Here is a 21,615-nt window from a genome sequence, read left to right as displayed (position 1 = left end):
ACCACCCCGGCGGGCTGACGTCGGCCGGGGCGGTCCTCGCCTAGCCTTCCGGCATGAGCCCTTCCGGTACGAGCCCCTCGGACGGCGGCGCGTGGGGTCAGCCGTGGCGAAGGCCCGCCGGGCCGCCCTGGTTCAGGGGCCGCCCGCCGGCTCTGCCGGTGGTCTCCTCGGCCCTGGTCGCCGTCCTCCAACTGGCCGGCAGCGCCGGCGCGGCCAAGCACCAGGTGCCGCCCCGGGTGCCGCTGGACGCGTTCGGCTACCTGCTGCTGGCGCTCGGGCCGGCGCTGCTGGTGCTGCGCCGGCGCCACCCGGTCCTGGTGGTGGCCGGCACCGGCGCCATCACGTTCGGCTACCTGGCCGCCGGCTACCCGTACGGCCCGGTCTTCGCCTCCTTCGCGGTGGCCTACTGCGTCGCCGTCCGGGACGGCCACCGCCGGGCGGCGCTGCTGAGCCTGCTCGGCGTCTACGGCGGCCACCTGCTGCTCGCCTACGCGGTGCCGCACGGGTGGCTGCGTGGCACGGCCGGGTCGGTCGGCGCCTGGCCGGAGGTCGGCCTGACCGCACTGGCCCTGCTGCTGGCCGCCGTCGCCGAGCTGTTCCGGTTCCGCCACGAGCGGTTCGCCGCGCACCGCGCCGCCCGCCAGGCCGCCGCCGCCCGCCGGGCGGACGAGGAACGGCTGCGGATGGCCCGCGAGCTGCACGACATCCTGGCCCACAGCATCTCGTTGATCCACGTCCAGGCCGGGGTGGCGCTGGAGCTGATCGACGATCAGCCCGAACAGGCGCGGGCCGCGCTGGTCACCATCAAGGCCGCCAGCAAGGAGGCGCTCGGCGAGGTCCGCCAGGTGCTCGGCACCCTGCGCGGCCCGGACGCCGCCGCCCCGCGCCGTCCCGCGCCGGGCCTGGACCGGCTGACCGAGCTGACCGAGCAGGCCGCGCACGCCGGCCTGACCGTCACCGTGCGGACGGCGGGCGAGGAACGGGCGGTGCCTGCCGGAGTCGGCCTCGCGGCCTTCCGGATCGTCCAGGAGGCGCTGACCAACGTGATCCGGCACTCGGCCGCGCGCCGAGCCGAGGTGCTGCTGGACTGGACGGCGCCCGTGAGCCTGACCGTCCGGGTGACGGACGCGGGCCCGGCCGCCGCACCCGACGCCGGCGAACCGGCCGGTGGCGGCAACGGACTGGCCGGGATGCGGGAGCGGGCCCAGGCACTGGGTGGCACGCTGACGGCGGGGCCGCACGCGGGCGGCTTCCGGGTGGTGGCGCACCTGCCGACCACCAACGCGACGGACGAGGAGCACGGGCGATGATCCGGGTCCTGCTGGCGGACGATCAGATGCTGGTCCGGGCCGGTTTCAAGGCGCTGCTCGACGCCCAGGCCGACCTCCAGGTGGTCGGCGAGGCCGCGGACGGCGCGGCGGCCGTCGCGCTGGCCGCCGAACTGCGGCCCGACGTGGTCCTGATGGACATCCGGATGCCCGGCCTCGACGGTCTGGAGGCCACCCGCCGGATCACCGCCAACCCTGAACTGGCCGAGGTCAAGGTGGTGGTGCTGACCACCTTCGAACTGGACGAGTACGTCTTCGAGGCGCTGCGCGGCGGCGCCTCCGGATTCCTGGTCAAGGACACCGAGCCGGCCGACCTGCTGCGCGCGGTGCGGGTGGTGGCGGCCGGCGACGCGCTGCTCTCGCCCGGCGTCACCCGCCGCCTGATCGGCGAGTTCGCGGCGCGCTCCAAGGTCCCGGCCGACGCCGCGGGACCCTTGCTCGACCAGCTGACGGAGCGTGAGCGGGAGGTGCTCACCCTGGTCGGCATGGGCCTGTCCAACGCCGAGATCGCCCGCCGCCTGGTGGTCAGCCCGCTCACCGCGAAGACCCACGTCAGCCGCGCGATGGTCAAGCTCGGCGCCCGCGACCGGGCGCAGCTGGTGGTGCTGGCCTACGAGAGCGGGCTGGTGCGGCCGGGGTGGCTCGGCTAGCGGGGGTCTCAGCCCTCCGAATTCGCGCTCTGCCGCGCGGCCCGACCGGTGGCCTCTGGTTCGGAGGCGGCCCGGCGTGCCAGAGTGCTCCCAGCCCGTCCGACCCACCCTCATATCGGATACCGGAAAGCAGGTCCTACCGCGATGACCAGCGCAGCCCCCCTCGTCCGCAGCAGCACGGCCGGCGCCGTCACCACCCTGGAGCTGGACTCCCCGCACAACCGCAACGCGCTCTCCACCCGGCTGATGGCCGAACTGGCGCAGGGCCTGGCGGACGCCGCCGCTGATCCGGCGGTGCGGGCCGTGGTGCTCGGCCACACCGGCAAGGTGTTCTGCGCGGGCGCGGACCTCTCGGAGGCCACCGGCAGCGACCCGACGGTCGGGCCGCGCGGCCTGGTCGACCTCCAGCGGGCCATCGTGGACTGCCCCAAGCCGGTGATCGCCTTCGTCAACGGGCACGTCAGGGCCGGCGGGCTCGGCCTGCTCGGCGCGGCCGACCTGGTGATCGCCGGCCCCGCCGCCACCTTCGCCTTCACCGAGGTGCGACTCGGCCTGGCCCCCGCCGTCATCTCGCTGCCGCTGCGCCCCAAGCTGGAGCCGCGCGCCGCGTCCCGCTACTACCTGACCGGGGAGACCTTCGACGCCGTCGAGGCGGCCCGGATCGGCCTGATCACCGTGGCCGCCGGCGAGGCGGACGAGGCGGCGAAGGCGCTGGCCGAGGTGCTGGCGGCGTTGCGCCTGGCCTCGCCGCAGGGGCTTGCCGAGACCAAGCGGCTGGTCAACGCCGAGGTGGTGCGCTCCTTCGAGCAGGACGCGGACGCCCGGGTCGAGCAGTCCGCCCGGCTGTTCGGCTCGCCGGAGGCGCAGCAGGGGATGACGGCCTTCCTGGAGCGCCGGCCGGCGCCGTGGGTCCTAGATCTGTCTGAGGAGGCGTAGGTGTGATCTTGCTCCCCTGACGGCCTGCGGGCGGCGGGGGGCGGCTACCGTGTGCGCATGCCCAACGCCGCCGCCCTGCTCACCGCCGTCCGCTCCCGGGCCCGCCGTGCCGCCGGGCGAGTCGTGCACCGGGGCTGGCGCTGGGTGCAGGAGACGGGCGCCGTCACCAACCGGAACCCGGGTCCGTACCGGTTCCACACGCTCGGTGACGGCAGCAAGTTCGCCTTCCCGCTGGGCACCGTCTTCAACGAGCAGTCGATCGCGATCGGCCCGTTCTGCATCATCGGCGAGCGGGTCACCATCTCGGCCGGTTTCCTGCCCGGCCTCGACCTGGGCCCCGAGCCCGTGATCACCATCGGCGGCGGCTGCGTGATAGGCCGGGGCAGCCACCTGGTCGGGCACCAGTCGATCGTGCTCGGCGACGACGTCTGGACCGGCCCGAACGTCTACATCAGCGACCAGGCCCACGAGTACCGCGACACCACCCTGCCGATCGGCAAGCAGTGGCCGCGCAACGAGCCGGTCGAGATCGGCGCCGGCAGCTGGATCGGGACCGGCGCGGTGATCCTGCCCGGCGCCCGGCTGGGCCGCAACGTCGTCGTCGCGGCCGGCTCGGTGGTGCGCGGCGAGGTCCCCGACCACAGCGTGGTGGCCGGCGCCCCCGCCCGCGTGGTGCGCAGCTTCACCGAGGCACAGGGCTGGCAGCCGCCGTTCCGGCACGACGCGCCGCGCCCGCTGCCCGACGGCATCACGGCCGAGCAACTGCGCGCGCTGGTCGGCTGGGACCTGCGTCCACCGACCGGGAGCTGACCCGCCGTCATGACCGTTCGCCTGCGCCCGGCCCGCCCCGAGGACGTCGAGACCATCGCTGAGCTGCGTGCGGTGGTGCTCCGCGCCGACCTGGAGCGGCTGGGGCGCTACGACCCCGCCGGGGTCCGCCGGCGCCTGCGCGACGGCTTCGTGGCGGAGCACACCTGGGTGATCCTGGCAGCCGACGCTTTCGAGGGCTGTGACGGCGAGGCCGACGCATTCGCGGGCTGTGACGGCGAGGCCGACGCATTCGCGGGCTGCGTCGCGCTGCGCCCGGCGGCGGACGGGCACTGGTTGGAGCACTTCTACCTGGCTCCGGAGCGGCAGGGTCGCGGTCTCGGCGGCGCGGTGCTGACCGAGTTGCTCGCCCGAGCGGACCGGTCGGGCCGGACGGTGCGCCTGAACGTCCTCCAGGGCAGCCCGGCGCGGCGACTCTACGAGCGGTTCGGCTTCACGGTGGAGCGGGCGGACGCGGTGGACGTCTGGATGGTGCGGCAACCCGGCTGAGCGGTGCCGGAGTTCGCCGGGATCGCTCAGCTTCCGCTGCCGCTCCACTCGCGCCGGAACCCCTCGCGCAGCGTGCCGCCGGTGCGGGCCAGCACGCGACCGCTCGCATGCAGCAGGGCGGTGGGGTCCTCGGGCGCGGTGCGGTGGGCGGTGAGCAGGGCCGCGCCGAGGGCCGGGGCGGCGGCACGCAGCCGGCGGGGGAGCCACTTGCCGGCGCCGTTCCAGGCCCGGTGGTGGTCGCAGAGCAGGTCGGCGGCGGTGCGCAGCAGTCCGTCGGCGAGGGCGGCCCGCTCCTCCGGGTCGGGGTTGTCGGCGAGGTCGTCCATCGCCTCGGTCAGGCTGTAGCGCAGTGCTTCGCGCTGTTCCTCGGTGAGCGGCGGGGGTCCGGCGGCGAGTTCGGTCTCGGCCGTCGCCCGGGCCTGGGTGGCGTGGCCCTCGGGGTCGTGCAGCACCACGCCCTCCGCGTACACCCGCTGCATCACCCCGCGCCGGTCCGCCCGGCTCGCGGCGAAGAGCTCCGGCAGGGCGTTCGGCGTGTGCACGAAGAGCTCGGCGACCCGACCCTCGAACCGGATGGTCTCGCGGTAGGTCCCCACCCGGGCCAGGATCGCCAGGTCCAGGTCGCTGCCGGCCGTCACCCGGCCGCTCGCGGCCGAGCCGCCGAGCACCGCCCCGAGGGCGTCGGGGAAGCGGGTGCTGACGAGGCGTCGGGCCTGGGCGGCGAGGTCTTGGCGCATGGCGTGAGGATGGCAGCAGGGGGCGCGGTTGGCCAGGGGGTTCGGGGAGAGCGCGGGGCTTTCGCCGTGGCTTCACACCGGACGCCCGGGCTTCACAGGCGGATCAGCGCCGTCAGCCCGGCCGGCCCCGGCGCGGTCGAGGGGTGGCTGACCAGGACCGCGTCGTAACCGTCGAGCGCGACGGCCAGCAGGCTGCCGCCCGATGCCGGGCGCAGCTGCTCGCCGCCGGGGAGCAGGGTGACCTCGGCACCCGGCTGACAGGTCATCAGATTGAGTGCGGTGACCGGGCCGCCGAGCAGCCGGGCGCTGGTCGGCAGATCACCGGGGAAGGCGAACGGCCGAAGCGGCGGGACGGTCACCGGTGCGTGGTCGCCGACGGTCAGTTCGAGACCGGGCCCGTCGACCACGGTGAGGATCCGGGCCAGCCCGGGGAAGACCGAGAACGGCCCGTCCGCCGCGACCTCCGCCAGGCTCACCCGCCACGCCCCGCCGGGATCGGCCGCGACCTCGCGGGTGCGGCCGCCGCCGTTGCGCCAGGGGGTGACGGTGCGGGCGGCGGCGGGGAGGTGATGGACGCTCATCCGGGCAGGCTACCCGTGGTGCCCCTGCCTGTGCTGCCTGTGCTGCCCGTGCTGCCTGTAGTGCCTGTAGTGCCTGTGGTGCCTGTGGTGCCTTAGCCGTGTCGTCGCCCGACCCGGTGCACCAGCGCCGCCAGTGCGGCGGCTCCCGCCGCGGCGGCGGAGACCGTGGTCAGCGCCAGCGGCAGGCTCGCCGCGTCGGCCAGGAAGCCGATCACCGGCGGGCCGATCAGCATGCCCGCGTACCCGAGCGTGGAGGCGGTGGCCACCCCGCGCGGCCCGCCGAGCTCGCCGGCCCGGGCGATCGCCAGCGGGAAGAGGTTGGCGAGCCCGAGCCCGACCAGCACGAAGCCCGCCAGCACCAGCCAGGGGGAGGGGGTGAGCGCGGCGACCAGCATGCCGGCGCCCGCCGTCAGACCGCCCGCCACCATCAGGCGGGCGGGGCCGAGCCGGATCGACAGCCAGGTGCCGGCCAGGCGTCCGGCGGTCATCGCGAAGGCGTAGGCGGCGTAGCCGAAGGCGGCCAGCGCCGCGCTCGCGTGCACGTCGTCGGTCAGGTGCAGGGTGGCCCAGTCGGCGAGCGAGCCTTCGCCGTACGAGCTGCACAGTGCGGTCAGTCCGACCAGCGGCACCAGCAGCTTGGCGGCGCGCGCCAGCGGCCGGCCGGCGCCGCGCTCGGCCGGCGTGTCGCGCGGCGGAGCGGTGCTGCTGCGCGGGGGAGCGGGGGAGTCGTGACTGGGGGAGTCGCCACGTAGCAGCACCACCCCCGCCCCGGCAGTGACCAGCACCCCCAGCACGCCGCTGCAGGCCAGTGCCCAACTGGCCGTCAGCTGCCCGGCCAGCAGCCCGCCGACCGCCGCGCCGAGCAGCCCGCCGAGGCTGTAGCCGGCGTGGAAGCTGGGCATCACGGGACGCCGCAGCTCGGCCACCAGCTCGACGGCGGTGCTGTTCATCGCGACGTTGGCGGCCCCGTACCCGGCGCCGAAGAGCAGCAGCACCGCGCCGAGCGTGGGCACCGAGTGGGCGTGCGGCGGCAGCACCACCGCGGCGCTCAGCACGGCGAGCGAGAGCACGGTGATCCGGCGGCTGCCGTGGCGCAGGCAGAGCCGGCCGACCAGCGGCATGGTCGCCACCGCGCCGGCCGAGACGCAGAGCAGCGCGAGCCCGAGCGCCGAGTGCGAGGCGTGCACCTGGGCCCGGATGTCGGGGATCCGGACCACCCAGGCGGCGAAGAGGAAGCCGTCGACGGCGAAGAAGGCGGTCAGCGCGAGCCGGGCGGCCGACCAGGCGGTGGCCGCCGTGGCGGACGGGTGAGGCATGGTGGAGCGTATTTTGTTTAGGGGCGGCACAAAGTGAGAATAGAGGAGTGCCGCACACTCCGACAACCCGTCGCGCGCCGGATCGAGGCCGCAGCCTGCTCGGGCCCGCCCTCGAGCTGGTCCACACCGGCCGCGCCCCGACCCGCTCCGCCCTCACCGCCGCCCTGGGAGTCACCCGGGCCACGGCCGGCGCCGTCGCGGGCGAACTGGCCGCGCTCGGCCTGGTGACGGTCGACCAGCACCCGATCGGCAGCAGCCGGGGCCGCCCCTCCCACCGGCTGGACCTGGCGCCCGACGGTCCGGTGGTGCTGGCCGCCCAACTGCACGCCGACGGCCTCACGGTGGCGCTGGCCGGCCTGGGCGGGTCGCTGGGCGAGCCGGTCCGGCACCCGCTGCCCGCCCGCACCGACCCGGCCTCGGTGATCGGAGCGATCGCCGCGGCCGGTGCCGAACTGATCCGCGCCGACCACCGCCGCTGCCTGGGCGCCGCACTCGCGCTGCCCAACCCGGTCCGCGAGCCGGAGGGCACCGCCCCCGCCGCGCTGACCTTCGGCTGGCCCGGCGACACCCCCGCCGCCGCGCTGTTCGCCGCCGCCATGGCCGCCCAGGACCTCGGCCCCCGGGCCCGCCGCCCGCTGCCCACCGCCGTCGCCAACGACGCCAACCTGGCCGCCCTCGCCGAACACCGCCACGGCGCCGGCCGCGACGCCCGCCACCTGCTCCTGGTCACCTCCGGCCACCGCGGCGTGGGCGGCGCCCTGGTGGTGGACGGCCGCCTGCACACCGGCAGCGCCGGCCTCGCCCTGGAGGTCGGCCACCTGACGGTGGATCCGCTGGGCCGCCCTTGCCCCTGCGGCAACCGAGGCTGCCTCAACGTCGAGACCGACCCGGCCGCGCTCCTCGCCGCCGCCGGGCGCCCGAGCGACCCCACGGGCCAACTGCTCGACCAGGCCCGCGAACTGACCCGGACCGCCGACCGGGACCCCGTCGCCCGGGCGGCAGTGCACCAGGTGGTCGACCGCCTCGCCCTGGGCCTCGCGGGCCTGGCCAACATCCTCAACCCCGACCGCATCGTCCTCGCCGGCCTCCACCGCGACCTCCTCGCCGCCGCCCCCGACCGCCTACCGGAGGCGGTGATCCGGCACAGCCTCTGGGGACGCTGCGACCAGGTCCCGATCGCCGCGTCCGCCCTGGCGCACGGGGGGTTGGTGGGGGCGGCGGAGCTGGCGTGGGGGCCGTACTTGGCGGACCCGCAGGGGGTGGCGGGGTAGCGAACTGGGGCTGACGGCCGCGGTCGGCTCGACGGCCGACGCCGGCGTCCCGACCTACCGGATCGCGGCGGCGGCGTCGACGGCTGCGTGGGTTGCAGCTATGGGCGCACGCTTGGAAAGCGTGTTGGGGGCAACCCCTCACGAGTTCGAATCTCGTATCCTCCGCCATGGCTGACCAGCCATAACGAAGGCCCCGACCGCCCAGCGGTCGGGGCCTTCGTCGTGCTCTGGTTGCAGTTTTGGTTGCAGTTGGTGTCAGCTGAGGCTCTTGGCTTCGATGAGTGCGGGCGGCCTCTACGTGCCCCACGACATCGACTCCCAGGTGCCAGTGCAGTGCTCTGCCTTAGATGCACCGCCGCGCGCGGCTGGCAACTCACGCGGTTAGCCACATGATCTTCAGCAGAAGAGCCAGAATTGGGGCATGCCGACTCAAGGTGATCTAGCTCAGCAGATCCACATGCTCTCCGACAAGGAAGCCATCCGGGCGCTAGTGGCAGTGGTGGAGGACCGCGGACTACTCCCCGCCGCTGAGCAGCTTCCACAAGGCACTGAGTTGCGGAACGCCGTGGATGCAGGGGACTTGAAGGCGTATCGAGAGCCAGGCGAGGCAGCTAGCGAAGGAGAGCTGGCACGCGCTGCACTGGAATGTGTTGCAGCCCTGCACGAGGACCTGGCGAGCACGGTCGGTGAAGCCGTCGAGTACGCACAGTCGCCGACGGACCGGTTCGACCCAGTCACGCTCCCAGTAGCCGTGCTGGTCATCACACTGCTCCAGACCGAGGTCATCGTGAAGCGCGATCCGCGCGGCAAGTGGAGCCTGACCATCCATAAGCGGGCAGCCCGGGACTCTGCTGTCGGCAAGCTGTTGACAGCACTTCTATCGCGGATCACCGGCGGCCAGTAGCCCGCCCATCACGGCTGGGATTCCGTGTGATGGTTTCGACAAGGGTGCCCTACACATGGCGCTGCGAGGAATGCGGCCAGGAGTGCCAGGCCCCGGTCTGGCGCATCCTCGACGCCCGTGAGCGCAATGACGTCCTGTCAGCCCCAAGTCCAGGTGTGTCTTGGGTGGACTGCCCCTTCTGTGGGAGCAGAGCGCACATTGATGCGCCGCTGCTCCTCCTCCGCCCAGGCGTGACAGCTCCGCTACTTCTCGCGTTGTCCGGTGCAGAGATCGAGTGCGATTCACCGGAGTCCGCTGCACCGCTACTTGCGGAGGCGCAGCGGGTCGGAGCTTTCGAAGACAGCCCGTTTGGCGGCAGCAGAGTCATTCTGCTACCTCGCCGGCTGCTTCCGATCGTCCTGGCGCGCGACCTTGATCGGGATCTTGAGAGCCCAAGGGCCGCGTGCCAACACCTAAGCTCCGAGGAGCCCCCAACCGCCACCAACTATGGCGTCTTCCTCGAACTGCTTGCGAACGACCGGGGCGACGCGCTGGTACGGGAGCTGCTCAGCGCGGTGCTCAAGAGTCTTCCAAAGGAGCTTGCGGAGCTGGTCAGTACGCACTCAGAGCTAACTGACAGTACCCAGGTCCGTGATGCGGGACGCGCGGAGTTGCATGCACTGGCTGGCACCACGCTCGAACCGCTTCTGCGCGTGCGCCAGCAACTCTTGGACGACTTGTGCGACAACCAAGCGCCCCGAAGCATCGCATTCCAGCGCTACTTCGAATCCCTGAACCGCCTTGGTAGCGATCTACGGGGCCACCTGTTCGAGTTGCATCGCAGAGCGCGGGACGCCCACGGCCCGGAAGGCATCTCGCTCGTCCGCGAGGCTCTGACACTCGCCGCACAACTCGGCGAGGAGGACGTGGAAACCGAGCTTGCTATCCAGCTTGGCGTACACCTGCTGAACGCAGTTCGCTCTGGTCTCGACGCCGATCTGGCCGAGGCGCTCCGCCTTCTCAATCACGCGCTCGGCCTCCTGCCCGAGGGCAGTCAGCAGTGGTTGGAGGTGGCCAACAATCTCGCTGGCGCACACTATCTCCGCACCGACGGGGATCGACTGGAGGTCTGGGAGGCCGCCCGCGAACTGATGGCGCGCGCCATCATGGCGCTGGACCGCTCTGCATGCCCGGAGATTTGGGCACAGCTACAGACCAATTACGGGCTGCTTCTGTCGGAGCAGCCGGGTGGCGGGCCTGCGGCTATCAGCCTGGGCATCGACCACATCAGGGCCGGTCTGGAGGAGCGGTCACCTGAACGCAACACAGTCGATTGGGCCTACTCCATGCTCAACCTCGGCTTGCTGCTACGCCGCCGCGCTGAGCCGGAGGACCTGCAACAGACGGAGCGGCACTATCGGGACGCTCTGCAGCAGCTCAGCTCCGACGATGATCCTCTGTTGTGGTCGCAACTACAGTGCAATCTGGCTGACCTTCTGCTGTCCCGCGATCCTGCGGACGCTGCCGGCGCCAGAGAAGCAGCGACCGCGGCCCTTGAGCTGACCACAACACGCCCCGGCCTCCTCAACGCCAGCCGCGTTATGTGGCTGCTGGCCCGGGCGAGCGACCGCCTCGACGTCTCGCACCACGCTGAGGGCATCCGGCTTCGCCGAGAGGCGCTGGCAGCTGCACCACCACTGGTATCGCCAGCCCTGCACCTTGGCATCGCAGGAGAACTCCTTGACGCCTGTGCCTCAGCGGAACGCTGGACTGAGGCAGCCGATGTCGCCTCCGACATGCTCACTGCCTTGGACGCTGTCTACGATGCCCAGGTCACCGTCGCGGGCCGGCGCAGCGTGCTCGCCAGGTGGCCCCGGCTCGCGCGATGGGCTGCCTTCTTGCTGGCCCGCGCCGGGCGCCCGGAACGCGCGGTCGAGGCAATCGAGTGCGGACTGGCCCGCCAACTCTCCGTCCTGGTCGGACGTGGATCGGCAGAGCTGAAGGCGCTCGAGCAAATCGATCCCGGCATTGCCCGCCGCTACCGACTGGCGCAAACCCAATACCGGACCTCGGTCGCAGAGCCGTCCGCAGCGACCCCCGGTGGTCTCGCCCCTGGAGCGATCGAGCAGGCAACTGCCGAGCGCGGGCTGCGCACAGTAATCGACGAGATCCGGGCGATTCCGGGCTTCGAGCGCTTCTTGCGCACAACCGAACTGCTGGACATCGTCCGGGCCGCCGGTGGGATTCCGCTCGCCTACTTGGTGAATGCCCCCTGGGGCAGCTACGTCCTCACCCTGCCCCGCTCACCAGCCGATCAAATGCCGGATGTGCCACCAACCGTTCGGGCCATTCCTGTCCCTGAGGTCAGCAGTGTGACCATCACCCGCTTCTTGTTGGTCGACTGGCTCGCCCCAGAAGCTAACGCCGCTGGGGGACTTCTCCTGGCACAGGCGGCCTCAAGCCTCCGGCGCCGAACTCAGATCATGTCGGCCTTGGGCCACCTCGATCTCCTCGAACCGCTCGTACGGCCGATCGCAGAGCTCCTGCTGGACGACCCACTGCATGAGGCCGTCGTCATCCCGACCGGTCTGTTGGGCTTGGTCCCCCTCCACGCTGTGCCGCTCGGGGCTGAATCGGATGAAGTGCTCGACGACATCGGCACCTTGTCATTCTCGCCATCGGCGGTGGTCTATGCAGCCTCCAAAACCAGAGCTGCGCAACTGCCGAAGGAAGCACCATGCTTGGTGGCAGTCGCCGACCCTGACGGCTCACTCCCTGGGAGTCGAAGCGAGGTCGCCGAAATCCTCACGATGTTCCAGCCGTTCGGGGAAGCCCGCTATGCAGTCGGGAGCGAGGCCACAGTGAGTTGGATGCTCGACCGCCTCACCAAGGCTTCCTACCTGCACCTGGGCTGCCACGGGAGCGCCGGCCTCGGAAGTCAGGGCGGCTCTCTACTGCTTGCCGACGGCCGCCTGGACATCGAGATCTTGACTCGCCAACAACTACCCTCCTGCAGGCTAACAGTGGCTAGCGCGTGTCAGTCGGGCCACTATGCGATTGACGAGACACCCGACGAGTTTCTCGGACTCCCGGCAGGCTTCCTCCAGGCAGGGGCGGCCTGTGCAGTTACCAGCCTGTGGCAGGTAGACGATCTGGCGACAGCCGTGCTGATGACCCGCTTCTACGAACTGCTCTTCCCCGCTCGCAGCGTAGACACGCTCCCACCGGTAGCCGCGCTGCGAGGCTCCCGCGCCTGGCTCCGCCGACTCACCTGGGACGATCTTGCGCAGTACGCCGCCTCTCACCCTCATCTGTCAGCTCTGATCCAGCAGCACGTGTCTCGCACGACGATGAGCGATGGGCAGGAGGCGCGCCCCTTCGCCTCACCGTTCCATTGGGCCGCCTTCTCCGCATGGGGAGTATGAATAATCGACGGCGCTCAGCCTCGGACCGCTCCTCTGAGCCCGAGGCTGAAGCTCTTCAATAAGCGTGGCCGCAGCTCCTACCAATCGCTGGTATCGCCGTACTTTCCGGGATTCATGGCCCGATCCGCCGCCTGAGCCTGGGCTTGAACGTACGCTTCGGCAACCGCATCCCTGTTCGTGCCGCGCACTTGGGCTTCCACCAACTGCCCGCTTCCCGGACGTCGAGTGGTACGCCACGCGACAGGCCGGTCGGTGTAGAGGTCCGTTTCGAAGTCCCAAGCGGTGACGGCCCACTGCTCTGGCATCGCCAGATCGAGGCGCTCGCCACCGGGCCGGAACACCGCGAAGGCGTGGAAGGCCACGCGTCGGTGCGGGAGCCGGTCACGTGCCGATTGCGAGTCGACGGGGCTCTCGGTCTCCCATTGCGCCCGATCCCACTCCTCCACCTCGGCCACACGGCCTGGCTGCTCGGAGCCCCACTGCTCGGCCACAGCTTGGGCGTGAGCGCGGCACAGGAACGGAATGCGGTGGTCGTCCAAGTGTGCGATGAACAGCCCCAGTTGGTTCGGGGTGGGCTCGTCGGCCGTTTCGATGGCGACGGGCTTCGCCTCCACATCAGTTGGCACTGTGGGAGGGCCGGAGCCAGCGGCACCATCCTCGTCCACCCTCGGCTGGGCAGGCCAGAGCAGGTCGCCGATCTTCTCGGCGGTCTGCTGCAGGACCGGGTTGGTGAGGTGCTGGTAGCGCCGCCGCATCCGGGCGGACTTGCCGGGCTCCCAGCCCATGATGGCGTCGACCACCGCGTCGGAGACGCCGAGGATCAACAGCACGGTGGCCGCCGTATGGCGGGCGTCGTGGAGACGCCCGTCGCGGATCCCCGCCGCCCGCAGCAGGTCCTTCCACCGGTGGTAGTCGGTGTTCGGATTGAGCGGCTCACCGGTCGGCGAGGTGAACACGTAGTCCTTCTCCACCCAGAGGTCCCGGGCGAGGACGCGCTCGCGGTCCTGCTGCCGCTTGTGCTGGAGCAGGAGCCTCATCAGCTCGTCGGGAACGCCGATCGGACGCTTGCCGGCGCGCGTCTTGGTGCCCTTCGTCTCCCGACGGATGTTGATCTTCTTCGGGCAGTAGCCGGGCTTGCGCCCGCAGCGGTCGCCGCAGCCGTGCTGGTAGCGGGGCCGCAGTCGGCCGCGCCGGACCCGGATCACGTTGGCCACGAAGTCGACGTCGGACCACTGGAGGCCGAGGACCTCGCCCTGCCGCAGGCCGAGCGCCAGGGCGATGACCCAGCGGGCGGTGTTGCGGTGCTTGGCGGCCTCGGCGAACAGTCGCTGTACCTCCTCGACCGAGTACGGCTCGACCTCCTCCTCGTCCGGGGTCGGGGCCTTCGCGACTGTCGCCGGGTTGTCGGTGAGGTGGCGCCGCCGCACGGCCTCGTTCAGGGCGGCGCGCATGGTGCGATGGACCTGGTTCGCGGTGCCGGCCGCACTGCCGTTGTCCTGCATCTTCTTGTAGGAGAGTTCCAGGTTCTCCGGCTCCAGCTTCTGCAGCTGGTGGGCACCGAGGCCGGGTATGAGGTGGTGGTACACGGCGACGCGGTAGCCGTCGATCGTGTTCTCGCCCACGTGCAGGGCGGCGATGTTCTCGACCCAGTGGGTGAGCCAGGACTGGACCGTCCACCGCTGGCCTGCCTTCGGCACCCGGCCGGAGTCGCGCTTCTTCTCCAGCTCGCGGACCGCCTTGGTGATCTCGGGTCGGGTCTTGCGAGTGACGTGCCGGCGGTCGGGGCGGCCGTCGTCCTTGACCCCAACAGTGACGTAGCCGTGCCAACGACCGTCCTTGTCCTGGGAGATCGACGAAGCACCGTTGGGCTGACGAGAGTTTGCCATGTCCGCCCCCTCAGGCCGCAGCGACGAGGTCGCCAGCACCGGAGCGCTGGGACAGGAAGTCGCTGACGGCCTCGGCAGGGATGCGGCGGAGAGCGCCAATCTTCACGGAACGGATCTCGCCGGACGCCACGAACTCGTACATCTTCGTGCGGCCGATGCCGATCCGGCGGGCTGCCTCCGCGACAGTGAGGCCGACGAGGGTGGGGTCGCCCTGGACATCGGTCCGCTCGGCGAGCAGTGCCCGGAGGTCCTCCTCCGGGATATCCAGCAGACGGGCGATCTGGGCAAGGGGCAGGCTGATCTGAGGCAAGGGGACTCCTCGCCGCTGGTACGGGGCTGGCACCCCTGGCGGCGTGATCGTGTGATGGGTGGTCATATACGCGTGGCAGAAGTCACCCTGGCGCGCTAACACCAGGAGCGAGAAGCGACGGGTCTGGCGGTCCGTCGCGTGTACCGCGTGGTTGAACGAGGCCGGTTCCGGCGGCGGTCGTCCGCCGAACGGGCTGTGAGACTATCTCTCGCCCATGCGCTTCAGGGGGCGGGTCTTCATCAGCGCCTCGAGTTCCTCCGAGGTGGCCGGCCTGGCTCCGGGGGCGTCGGGTGCCTGGGAGACATGGGCCCAGCCCTCGTCGGTCTCCACGAGGTCGAGGTGGGTGAGCGGGGGCGGAAGCGACGGTGTCCGGATGCCCTTCTCCCGCATCTGGGCTCTGAACTCCTGGAGACCCAGCGTCTGATCGCCGATGATGTCGTCAAACCGGGCGACCAGATCGAGATTGAACTCGCGCGTGGCCTGATCGCGCGTCAAAGCGGCACCACGGCGGTGCTCGTCCGTGCGGCTGATGGACTTAAGCAAGGCGTAGACCATCTGGCTGTGCTTTCGCACCTCCTCGAAGCGCTCCTCGACCGTGTCGTCCGGCGGCTCGTAGTCAAGCGGAAGCTCACCGGTGACCCACATGAGCGCGTCGTCAGTGGAGTAGACCTGGTCTGGGAGGACCTCGATCTCACTCTCCTCGCCTACCGGGACGAGCAACGCGACAGGGGGAACGTCGAGCACCTTGGCGAGGACTAGGAGCTCGGCGACGTCCACGCTGGAACGCCGACCGTTCTCCAGGTTGGCGATGACGCTCCGGGCGATCGGGTAGCCCAGCTTCGCGCAGGCGTCGGCGACGTCCTGCGCACTCATCCCGCGCTCTTCGCGGAAGCGCCGGACCGCCTCGGCGACACGGCCTGTCACAGCCGCCTGCCAGTCCTTGGGGGTCGTCATGGCCTCAAGATACCCCGAACTCACAGACTTAAGCAACAAAAAGCACGGCACTTGTGTATCTGCATCACAAGCACTGGCTTGACGAAGCGCAGACCATGTGTGCACACTCTGCGAACACTAGCGAACACGGGCCAACACGCCCGCCCCGCGGCTCCTGAAACGGGAGCGGCCCCCGGTGTTAGCGCACCGAGGGCCGTGAAGGCTCCCTGAAATGACCACCCATCAAGACGATCAACCGCCGTGCGGCCTGCCAGGGCCTGATGCACAGCGGGAGGGAATCCATGTCCCAGCCTACGGGTCCGGCGCAAGGACCGTCGAGTCTGAACGCGGAGGGCCCCGCACCGGGCGGCTCCGCGCAGATCTTCATCGACGCGACCGGCGAACCACTGAACGACATCGGCGCCGAGCAGGTCGTCCTCGGCTCCTGCATGCTCAACCCGGCGGCGGCCGACGCCGTGCGGGCCGTGCTTGAACCGGGCGACTTCTTCCGGCCAGCTCACGAGGCCGTCTGGCGGGCGATCCTCGCCCAGCAGGCCAGGGACGCGCCAAGCGACACCATCGGCCTGACCGACTACCTGCGAAACAGCGGTGAACTCGGCCGCGTCGGCGGTGCGCACTACCTGCACACGCTGGTCAGCGCTGCTCTCCCGGCGACCGGCAACGCCGAGTACTACGCAGGCATCGTCCTTCGTTTGAAGGAACTGCGTACCCTGCAGGCGAGCGGGATCCGCACCGCAGTGGCCGCCTGCACCCCCGGCGCCGACCCGGATGACATCCGCACCGCGGTCGAGGCAGAACTCCGCGCCGCGCACGAGCGCAAGCTCGCCTCCGGCACCAGCGCCTTCTCGCGCTACAGCGTCGACGGCTGGGACTTCGTCACCACCACGGGCGCGGAGAAGGAGCCCCTGTGGGGCACCCGCGAGAAGACGGCATGGGCGGACGGCGAGAGCCTGATGATCGTCGGCCCCCCGGGCGTCGGCAAGACCACCATCGCCCACCAGGTGATCCTCGCCCGCATCGGCCTCGGGACCCAAGCGCTCGGCATGCCCGTCGCCGAGGGCGAGCGCGTGCTCTACCTGGCGATGGACCGGCCCAAGCAGATCGCCCGCACGATGGCCCGCTTGATCAGGCCAGAGCACGAGAAGCAGCTCCGCGAGCGCCTCGTCGTCTGGCAGGGGCCTCTGGCAGCCAGCCTCGACAAGAGGCCCGACCTCCTCGCCGAGCTGGCAGCCTTCCACCGCGCCGACACCATCGTCATCGACAGCCTCAAGGACGCCGTCAGCACGCTGGTCGACGACGCCCTCGCCGTCGCCTTCCACAACGCCCGCAGCCGGGCCCTGCGCGAAGGCGTCCAGATCATGGAGCTGCACCACCAGCGCAAGGCCACCGCCGACGCCCCGCGCGGCCAGCGTCCCACCCTCGACCGCGTGTACGGCTCGACCTGGCTGACCTCCGGGGCGGGCAGCGTCATCTTCCTCGCTGGTGAGGCCGGCGACCCGGCCGTCACCCTCCACCACCTCAAGACCGTCACGGGCGAAATCGGACCGCTGACCGTCATCCATGACCACCACGCGGGCACCAGCACCGTCGAGGAGACCATCGACATCTCCGAGCTTCTCCGTGCCTCCAGCGACGGCCTGACCGCCAAGCGGCTGGCAGTTGCCATGACGGGAGACAACAAGCCGGAGGCCGGCCCCGTGCAGAAGGCCCGGCGACGGCTGGAGGACCTCGTCAAGGCGGGACTGGCTGTCAAGGTCGACGGCGCCGCCGGAGGCAAGGGCGGCGGGAAGGAAACCCGCTACCTGCCCTCCGCGCGACACATCGAACCCAGCGCACCACCGGTCACGGCCGAGCGGCCAGTCATCCCTCTCACACCCCCACCGGCTCCGCCGCAGCTCGAGGCCGCACCAGCAGCAGACCCCGCGCAGGCTGCCCGCGTCACCGCCGCGATCAGCCGCGTCGGCGCCCAACGGACCACAGCAGCAGGGACGAACTCGCCGAAGACGGAGCGTTCACGCGACCGTTCACGCACCCCTGACGCTGTCGCCGTCCCTCAAACCGTTCTCGCACCTCACGCCCCACAGCAAAACCGCAGGTAGAGCGTTCACGCGACCGTTTACGCCGTTCACGCGGCCAAGCGTTTACGCGCGAGCCCCCCTTTAAAAGGGGGCTCGCGTAAACGCCCCCACGCAGACGCTGCATCAACGGACCTCGCCGCCGCACTGGCCAACGGGCTCACCAGCCCAGATCCCCGCCGCAACCGGCCATAGCCCGGCACCGTGAGCAACCCGGTGCCCCTCCAAGCCGCCTTTCAGGGAGAACCGAAACCCATGGCCACCGCCACCAGCACCAGCCCACACCTCAGCCGCGTGAACCGCTGGGACTACGCCGCGATCGGCCTGCTCGCTCTCACCGGCTTCGCCCTCTCCTACGACGCCCTGCGCCAGACCGCCCAGGCGATCCACGTCCGAGGCGCCCTCACCTACGTGTACCCGCTGATCATCGATGGGTTCATCGCCTACAGCGTCCGCGCCCTGCTCATCCTGCGCACCGCGCCGCTGGCCGCCCGCGCCTACGTGTGGGCGTTGTTCCTGTCCTCCACCACCGCCAGTGTCTGGGCCAACACCCTGCACGCCGTCCGCCTCAACCAGCAGGCCCTCGACACGATCGACCGCCTCCACCTCGGCGACACCGCCGTCGGCATCCTGTCCATGATCGCCCCGCTCGCCCTTGCCGGAGCCGTCCACCTCGGCATCATCACCAGTCGCCACAACACCCCCGACATGGCCACGGTCACCGGCACCGATATCGACCCGCACGAAATACCCGCTGCTGACAGCGGACAGCACCACGGACCGACCGAAGCCGGCAGCACCGCCAGCAGCAGCCGTTCGCTCACTGAAGCGGACGCGGACAACCAGCTCGCCGAGCGCCCGGAAGGCCCCAGCGCTCTGACCGCCGACCGCGAGGAACCTGCTGACCACAGCCCAACCGGAAGGGGTTCCGGCGAGGCAGGTGAGGGCAGGCCCGTTGGCCGACCGCCAGCCGCCACGATGGACGAACTGCTGACCATCGGCCGCCAGGCGTGGACCGAAGCCGGTCGCCTCAGCCGCAGCGTGGTCGCCGACGCCATCCGCGCCAGGAGCCTGTCCGTATCCAGCGACCGCCTCACCGCCGTCATGGACGCACTCCGCGCCGAGCAGGACACCACTCACCAGGCCGACGGACAACTCGCACTCAGCTGAGCCCAGCAGCCGCGCATCACCTACGGCTCAATACCCCCGCTTCTCCGGCTCGGCCAAAACGCCAGCCGTCCAGACAATCCGGCAAGACCCAACTCCGTTGCCCCGCAACCCGGTCAAGACCCTGGCCGATTCCCCGCGCCCGACCTCGTAGGAGAGAATGCTCGTGAGCAAGCACCACCCCGTCGACCCCGGCGCTCCGGACGAGGCACGCACCGGCATGTTCGCGCGGGCATGGCAGGCGTTCACCAGGCCCGACCAGCAGCAGAACAACGACGGAGCAAGCTGGGACAAAGTCCACATCGCCGTTGGCGACGCGGACTTTGCGCTTGACCCCGCCCCAGGGGTGGCGGGGCGGGACCGGCACCAGGGGGCACCGGGCCAGGAGGTCGTGCCCGAGGGCGGCCACGACCAGGAGGAGCCACCCGACAGCGCCCACAGCGCCGTTGTCGTCCTGCGCGCAGAGCCGACCGTCACGCCCGCCGAGTTCGTCCACCACGGCGTCGCCGCCCTCGACGTGCCCACACTGCCCACCACCGCGAGCCGACCGCTGAGCGAGATCCTCTACCGTCCTCGCAGCGGCACCACGCGCGACCTCCAACTCACGTGTTCGGCAGAGGAAGCCGAGCGGGAGTTCATCGACACGGCTGCCAAGGCCGCCAAGCGCTCCCGCTCTGCCTACCTCATGGACTGCTCCCTGACCTTCGCCCACGCCTATGTCGCCGCTGAGCGCCCCAGCACCATCCCACCTCTGCCGTCCCCGCAGGCGACCAGCGAACTGCTCCAGCTGACCGGCAGGTTCCTGCGCGAGATGAACCGCGTCGGGGTGAACCTCAACCAGATAGCTCGCCAGGTGAACATGGGCGAGCTGCCCGACCGCATCGAGGCAGCCCTCGACGAGGTCGACGCGTGCGCCCGCGCCGCCCGCCACGCTTTCGAACACGTCATCTCGGGGGCCCGCCATGGTGCCTGACGTCTCCACCGGCTCCCGTACCCGCGGATTGCTCTCCTACCTCTACGGCCCCGGACGGCGCGACGAACACCACGACCCGCACATCGTCGCCGCCTTCGCCATGCCCGGTATCCCTGACCCCGGCCGCGTCCCCCTCGACCAACACCACGCCCTACTCACCGAACTGGCCGACTACCTCGACCAGCCCGTGCGCGTCCGCGAACAGCGCGTCGGCAAGAAGGTGCCGCAGCACGTGTGGCACTGTCCCGTACGCACCGCACCCGGCGACCGTTACCTCACCGACGAGGAGTGGGCCGAAGTCGCCCGCCGTATCGTCCACGCCGCCGGCATCGCACCCGACGGCGACGATGCCGCCTGCCGGTGGATCGCCGTCCGCCACGCCGACGACCACATCCACATCGTCGCCACCACCGTCCGCGAGGACCTGCGTCGCCCCCGCAACCACCGGGACGGCGAGCGAGCGCAGAAGGAGTGCCGCGCGATCGAGGAGGAACTCGGCCTGCGCCGGCTCAACTCCGGTGACGGCACCGCAGCCCCGATGCCCACCAGCGCCGAGCAGGCCAAGGCCCAGCGCGCCGGCCACGCCCTCACCTCGAAGGAGTGGCTGCACGGTCAGGCCCAGGCCGCCGCGGCCGCCGCCCGGGACGAGACCGAGTACTTCGCCGTCCTCACCGCCCTCGGAATCAAGGTCCGCCACCGGCTGGGCCCGCAGACCGGCGACGTCATCGGCTACAGCCTCGCTGCCCCCGGCGACACCAATGCCCACGGCGAGCCCGTCTACTTCGGCGGCTCCAAGCTCTCCCCCGACCTGTCCGTCAACCGCCTGCGCGAACGCCTCGCCGCCCAACAACCCACCGAGCAGCCCGCCGCCCGCACCAGGCCCAACCCATGGCAGCAGGCCGACACCGTCCTGCAGAGCCTGCACGCCAACCTCGACCAACAGGACGAAGCCGGCGGGCAGGACCAAGACGCCGTCGTCCAGGCCCAGGCCGCCGCGTTCGGCGAACTCCTCCACAACGCCGCCAGCGCTGCACCCGCCGAGGCACGTGCCGAACTGCGAGCCGCCGCAACAGCGTTCAACCGCACCAATCGCTCCGTCGTCCGCGCCGAACACCAGCAGGCCGCAGCCCTGCGCTCGGCCGCCAAGGACATCCTCTACACCGCCAGCTCCGGCAAGGATGGGGCCTCGGCCGCAGCCCTGCTGTCCACCGCGCTGTTCGTCCTCGTCGCGATCGCCCGCTGGCACGACACACGTGGCCACCAGCAGCAGGCCGCCGCCGCACAACAGAGCCTCACCCACCTGCGCGCTGCCTACCGGCACACCGCCGAACCCGTCCTCGCCGACCTCACCAAACGCACCCCCAGCCCACAGGCCACCGACCGCTTCGTCGCCGACGTCCGGGCCGCCGTCCCCGACCATGCCGAACGGATCCTCGCCGACCCCGCCTGGCCGGCCCTCGCCACCACCCTCGCCATGACCGAGAGCGCCGGTCGCCGACCCCGCCACGTCCTCGCCGAAGCCACCTCCCAACGGGAACTCGACACGGCCGACCGCCCCGCCGAAGTCCTCAACTGGCGCCTCACCGCACTGCCTGACCGACGCCAACAAGCTGCCCTCGCTCGCACGGCCACATCGGCCGTCAGGCCCACCACCAGCCCCGCTCAGCCCGCACCACGCCAGGCGGACCCGACCCGCGAGAGCCGCCGAACACGCAGGTAGCAGCTCACCGAGGTCGCAACTACGGTGGCCCCGCCTCCGACCATCGGAGGTGGGGCCACCGCTCGTCGCACAGGCTGCCGTACCCG

General features: G+C 71.2%; 18 protein-coding genes. 12 read left to right on the top strand and 6 right to left on the bottom strand.

Annotation, left to right across the window (positions count from 1 at the left end):
- The first annotated feature begins 53 nt into the window (after nucleotides 1-53).
- The 5 genes from ABH937_RS25850 (at nucleotide 54) to ABH937_RS25830 (ending at nucleotide 4,231) form a co-directional block, all read left to right on the top strand.
- Nucleotides 54-1,310: a sensor histidine kinase gene (locus ABH937_RS25850; protein WP_370219642.1), complete on the top strand. Its 1,257-nt coding sequence runs from the start codon at nucleotides 54-56 to the stop codon at nucleotides 1,308-1,310.
- Entirely contained in the window at nucleotides 1,307-1,978 is a 672-nt protein-coding gene (locus ABH937_RS25845; RefSeq protein WP_370219641.1) for a response regulator, read from the top strand. Before ABH937_RS25850 ends, ABH937_RS25845 begins: the two co-directional genes overlap by 4 nt.
- A 144-nt stretch (nucleotides 1,979-2,122) precedes the next feature.
- Entirely contained in the window at nucleotides 2,123-2,914 is a 792-nt protein-coding gene (locus ABH937_RS25840; protein WP_370219640.1) for an enoyl-CoA hydratase family protein, read from the top strand.
- A gap of 57 nt (nucleotides 2,915-2,971) precedes the next feature.
- On the top strand, nucleotides 2,972-3,724 hold the full coding sequence (locus ABH937_RS25835; RefSeq protein ID WP_280694216.1) for a DapH/DapD/GlmU-related protein: 753 nt from the start codon (nucleotides 2,972-2,974) through the stop codon (nucleotides 3,722-3,724).
- Between the two features lie 9 nt (nucleotides 3,725-3,733).
- A complete protein-coding gene (locus ABH937_RS25830; RefSeq protein WP_370219639.1) occupies nucleotides 3,734-4,231 on the top strand; it encodes an N-acetyltransferase family protein in 498 nt (165 codons plus the stop codon).
- A 26-nt stretch (nucleotides 4,232-4,257) separates the two neighbouring features.
- Here the strand turns inward: ABH937_RS25830 and ABH937_RS25825 are convergent, their stop codons facing one another.
- The 3 genes from ABH937_RS25825 to ABH937_RS25815 form a co-directional block, all read right to left on the bottom strand.
- Complete coding sequence (locus ABH937_RS25825; protein WP_280694213.1) at nucleotides 4,258-4,968, bottom strand: nucleotidyltransferase domain-containing protein; 711 nt, start codon at nucleotides 4,966-4,968, stop codon at nucleotides 4,258-4,260.
- Nucleotides 4,969-5,060: 92 nt separating this feature from the next.
- Nucleotides 5,061-5,549, bottom strand: a complete 489-nt coding sequence (locus tag ABH937_RS25820; RefSeq protein WP_370219638.1) for a HutD family protein — start codon at nucleotides 5,547-5,549, stop codon at nucleotides 5,061-5,063.
- A gap of 92 nt (nucleotides 5,550-5,641) precedes the next feature.
- On the bottom strand, nucleotides 5,642-6,895 hold the full coding sequence (locus ABH937_RS25815) for an MFS transporter (RefSeq protein WP_370219637.1): 1,254 nt from the start codon (nucleotides 6,893-6,895) through the stop codon (nucleotides 5,642-5,644).
- Nucleotides 6,896-6,912: 17 nt separating this feature from the next.
- Here ABH937_RS25815 and ABH937_RS25810 point away from each other — a divergent pair, with 17 nt between their 5' ends.
- From ABH937_RS25810 to ABH937_RS25800, 3 genes are all read left to right on the top strand, one after another.
- The gene (locus ABH937_RS25810; protein ID WP_370219636.1) at nucleotides 6,913-8,136 is read left to right on the top strand and encodes an ROK family protein; all 1,224 of its coding nucleotides are present in this window, start codon (nucleotides 6,913-6,915) and stop codon (nucleotides 8,134-8,136) included.
- 457 nt (nucleotides 8,137-8,593) lie between these two features.
- Entirely contained in the window at nucleotides 8,594-9,040 is a 447-nt protein-coding gene (locus ABH937_RS25805; RefSeq protein ID WP_370219635.1) for a hypothetical protein, read from the top strand.
- A 254-nt stretch (nucleotides 9,041-9,294) separates the two neighbouring features.
- Nucleotides 9,295-12,444, top strand: a complete 3,150-nt coding sequence (locus ABH937_RS25800) for a CHAT domain-containing protein (protein ID WP_370219634.1) — start codon at nucleotides 9,295-9,297, stop codon at nucleotides 12,442-12,444.
- Nucleotides 12,445-12,521: 77 nt separating this feature from the next.
- Here the strand turns inward: ABH937_RS25800 and ABH937_RS25795 are convergent, their stop codons facing one another.
- The 3 genes from ABH937_RS25795 to ABH937_RS25785 form a co-directional block, all read right to left on the bottom strand.
- Nucleotides 12,522-14,330, bottom strand: a complete 1,809-nt coding sequence (locus tag ABH937_RS25795; RefSeq protein WP_370219633.1) for a tyrosine-type recombinase/integrase — start codon at nucleotides 14,328-14,330, stop codon at nucleotides 12,522-12,524.
- A gap of 10 nt (nucleotides 14,331-14,340) precedes the next feature.
- On the bottom strand, nucleotides 14,341-14,640 hold the full coding sequence (locus ABH937_RS25790; protein WP_370219632.1) for an excisionase family DNA-binding protein: 300 nt from the start codon (nucleotides 14,638-14,640) through the stop codon (nucleotides 14,341-14,343).
- 201 nt (nucleotides 14,641-14,841) lie between these two features.
- On the bottom strand, nucleotides 14,842-15,594 hold the full coding sequence (locus ABH937_RS25785; protein ID WP_370219631.1) for a helix-turn-helix domain-containing protein: 753 nt from the start codon (nucleotides 15,592-15,594) through the stop codon (nucleotides 14,842-14,844).
- A 281-nt stretch (nucleotides 15,595-15,875) separates the two neighbouring features.
- Between ABH937_RS25785 and ABH937_RS25780 the strand changes: the two genes are divergently transcribed.
- The 4 genes from ABH937_RS25780 to ABH937_RS25765 all read left to right on the top strand — a co-directional run bounded on the left by ABH937_RS25780 (nucleotide 15,876) and on the right by ABH937_RS25765 (nucleotide 21,529).
- The gene (locus ABH937_RS25780) at nucleotides 15,876-17,693 is read left to right on the top strand and encodes a DnaB-like helicase N-terminal domain-containing protein (RefSeq protein WP_370219630.1); all 1,818 of its coding nucleotides are present in this window, start codon (nucleotides 15,876-15,878) and stop codon (nucleotides 17,691-17,693) included.
- A gap of 231 nt (nucleotides 17,694-17,924) precedes the next feature.
- Entirely contained in the window at nucleotides 17,925-18,839 is a 915-nt protein-coding gene (locus ABH937_RS25775; RefSeq protein WP_370219629.1) for a DUF2637 domain-containing protein, read from the top strand.
- Nucleotides 18,840-19,002: 163 nt separating this feature from the next.
- Nucleotides 19,003-19,809, top strand: coding sequence for a MobC family plasmid mobilization relaxosome protein (locus ABH937_RS25770; protein WP_370219628.1), 807 nt, complete (start codon nucleotides 19,003-19,005; stop codon nucleotides 19,807-19,809).
- Nucleotides 19,799-21,529, top strand: a complete 1,731-nt coding sequence (locus ABH937_RS25765) for a mobilization protein (protein ID WP_370219627.1) — start codon at nucleotides 19,799-19,801, stop codon at nucleotides 21,527-21,529. The genes ABH937_RS25770 and ABH937_RS25765 overlap by 11 nt, the downstream gene beginning before the upstream one ends.
- The last annotated feature ends 86 nt before the right edge of the window (nucleotides 21,530-21,615 follow it).

This window comes from Kitasatospora sp. GAS1066B, assembly GCF_041262605.1.
In the GTDB taxonomy this organism is placed as follows: domain Bacteria; phylum Actinomycetota; class Actinomycetes; order Streptomycetales; family Streptomycetaceae; genus Kitasatospora.
Note: the sequence above shows the minus strand (reverse complement) of the source record. Positions and strands in the feature narration are given on the sequence as shown.

Bases quoted from the DNA above. Each gene is read 5' to 3' on its own strand.
- ABH937_RS25850 (WP_370219642.1), top strand. From the start codon at position 54: ATGAGCCCTTCCGGTACGAGCCCCTCGGACGGCGGCGCGTGGGGTCAG.
- ABH937_RS25845 (WP_370219641.1), top strand. From the start codon at position 1,307: ATGATCCGGGTCCTGCTGGCGGACGATCAGATGCTGGTCCGGGCCGGT.
- ABH937_RS25840 (WP_370219640.1), top strand. From the start codon at position 2,123: ATGACCAGCGCAGCCCCCCTCGTCCGCAGCAGCACGGCCGGCGCCGTC.
- ABH937_RS25835 (WP_280694216.1), top strand. From the start codon at position 2,972: ATGCCCAACGCCGCCGCCCTGCTCACCGCCGTCCGCTCCCGGGCCCGC.
- ABH937_RS25830 (WP_370219639.1), top strand. From the start codon at position 3,734: ATGACCGTTCGCCTGCGCCCGGCCCGCCCCGAGGACGTCGAGACCATC.
- ABH937_RS25825 (WP_280694213.1), bottom strand. From the start codon at position 4,968: ATGCGCCAAGACCTCGCCGCCCAGGCCCGACGCCTCGTCAGCACCCGC.
- ABH937_RS25820 (WP_370219638.1), bottom strand. From the start codon at position 5,549: ATGAGCGTCCATCACCTCCCCGCCGCCGCCCGCACCGTCACCCCCTGG.
- ABH937_RS25805 (WP_370219635.1), top strand. From the start codon at position 8,594: ATGCTCTCCGACAAGGAAGCCATCCGGGCGCTAGTGGCAGTGGTGGAG.
- ABH937_RS25795 (WP_370219633.1), bottom strand. From the start codon at position 14,330: ATGGCAAACTCTCGTCAGCCCAACGGTGCTTCGTCGATCTCCCAGGAC.
- ABH937_RS25785 (WP_370219631.1), bottom strand. From the start codon at position 15,594: ATGACGACCCCCAAGGACTGGCAGGCGGCTGTGACAGGCCGTGTCGCC.
- ABH937_RS25780 (WP_370219630.1), top strand. From the start codon at position 15,876: ATGTCCCAGCCTACGGGTCCGGCGCAAGGACCGTCGAGTCTGAACGCG.
- ABH937_RS25775 (WP_370219629.1), top strand. From the start codon at position 17,925: ATGGCCACCGCCACCAGCACCAGCCCACACCTCAGCCGCGTGAACCGC.
- ABH937_RS25765 (WP_370219627.1), top strand. From the start codon at position 19,799: ATGGTGCCTGACGTCTCCACCGGCTCCCGTACCCGCGGATTGCTCTCC.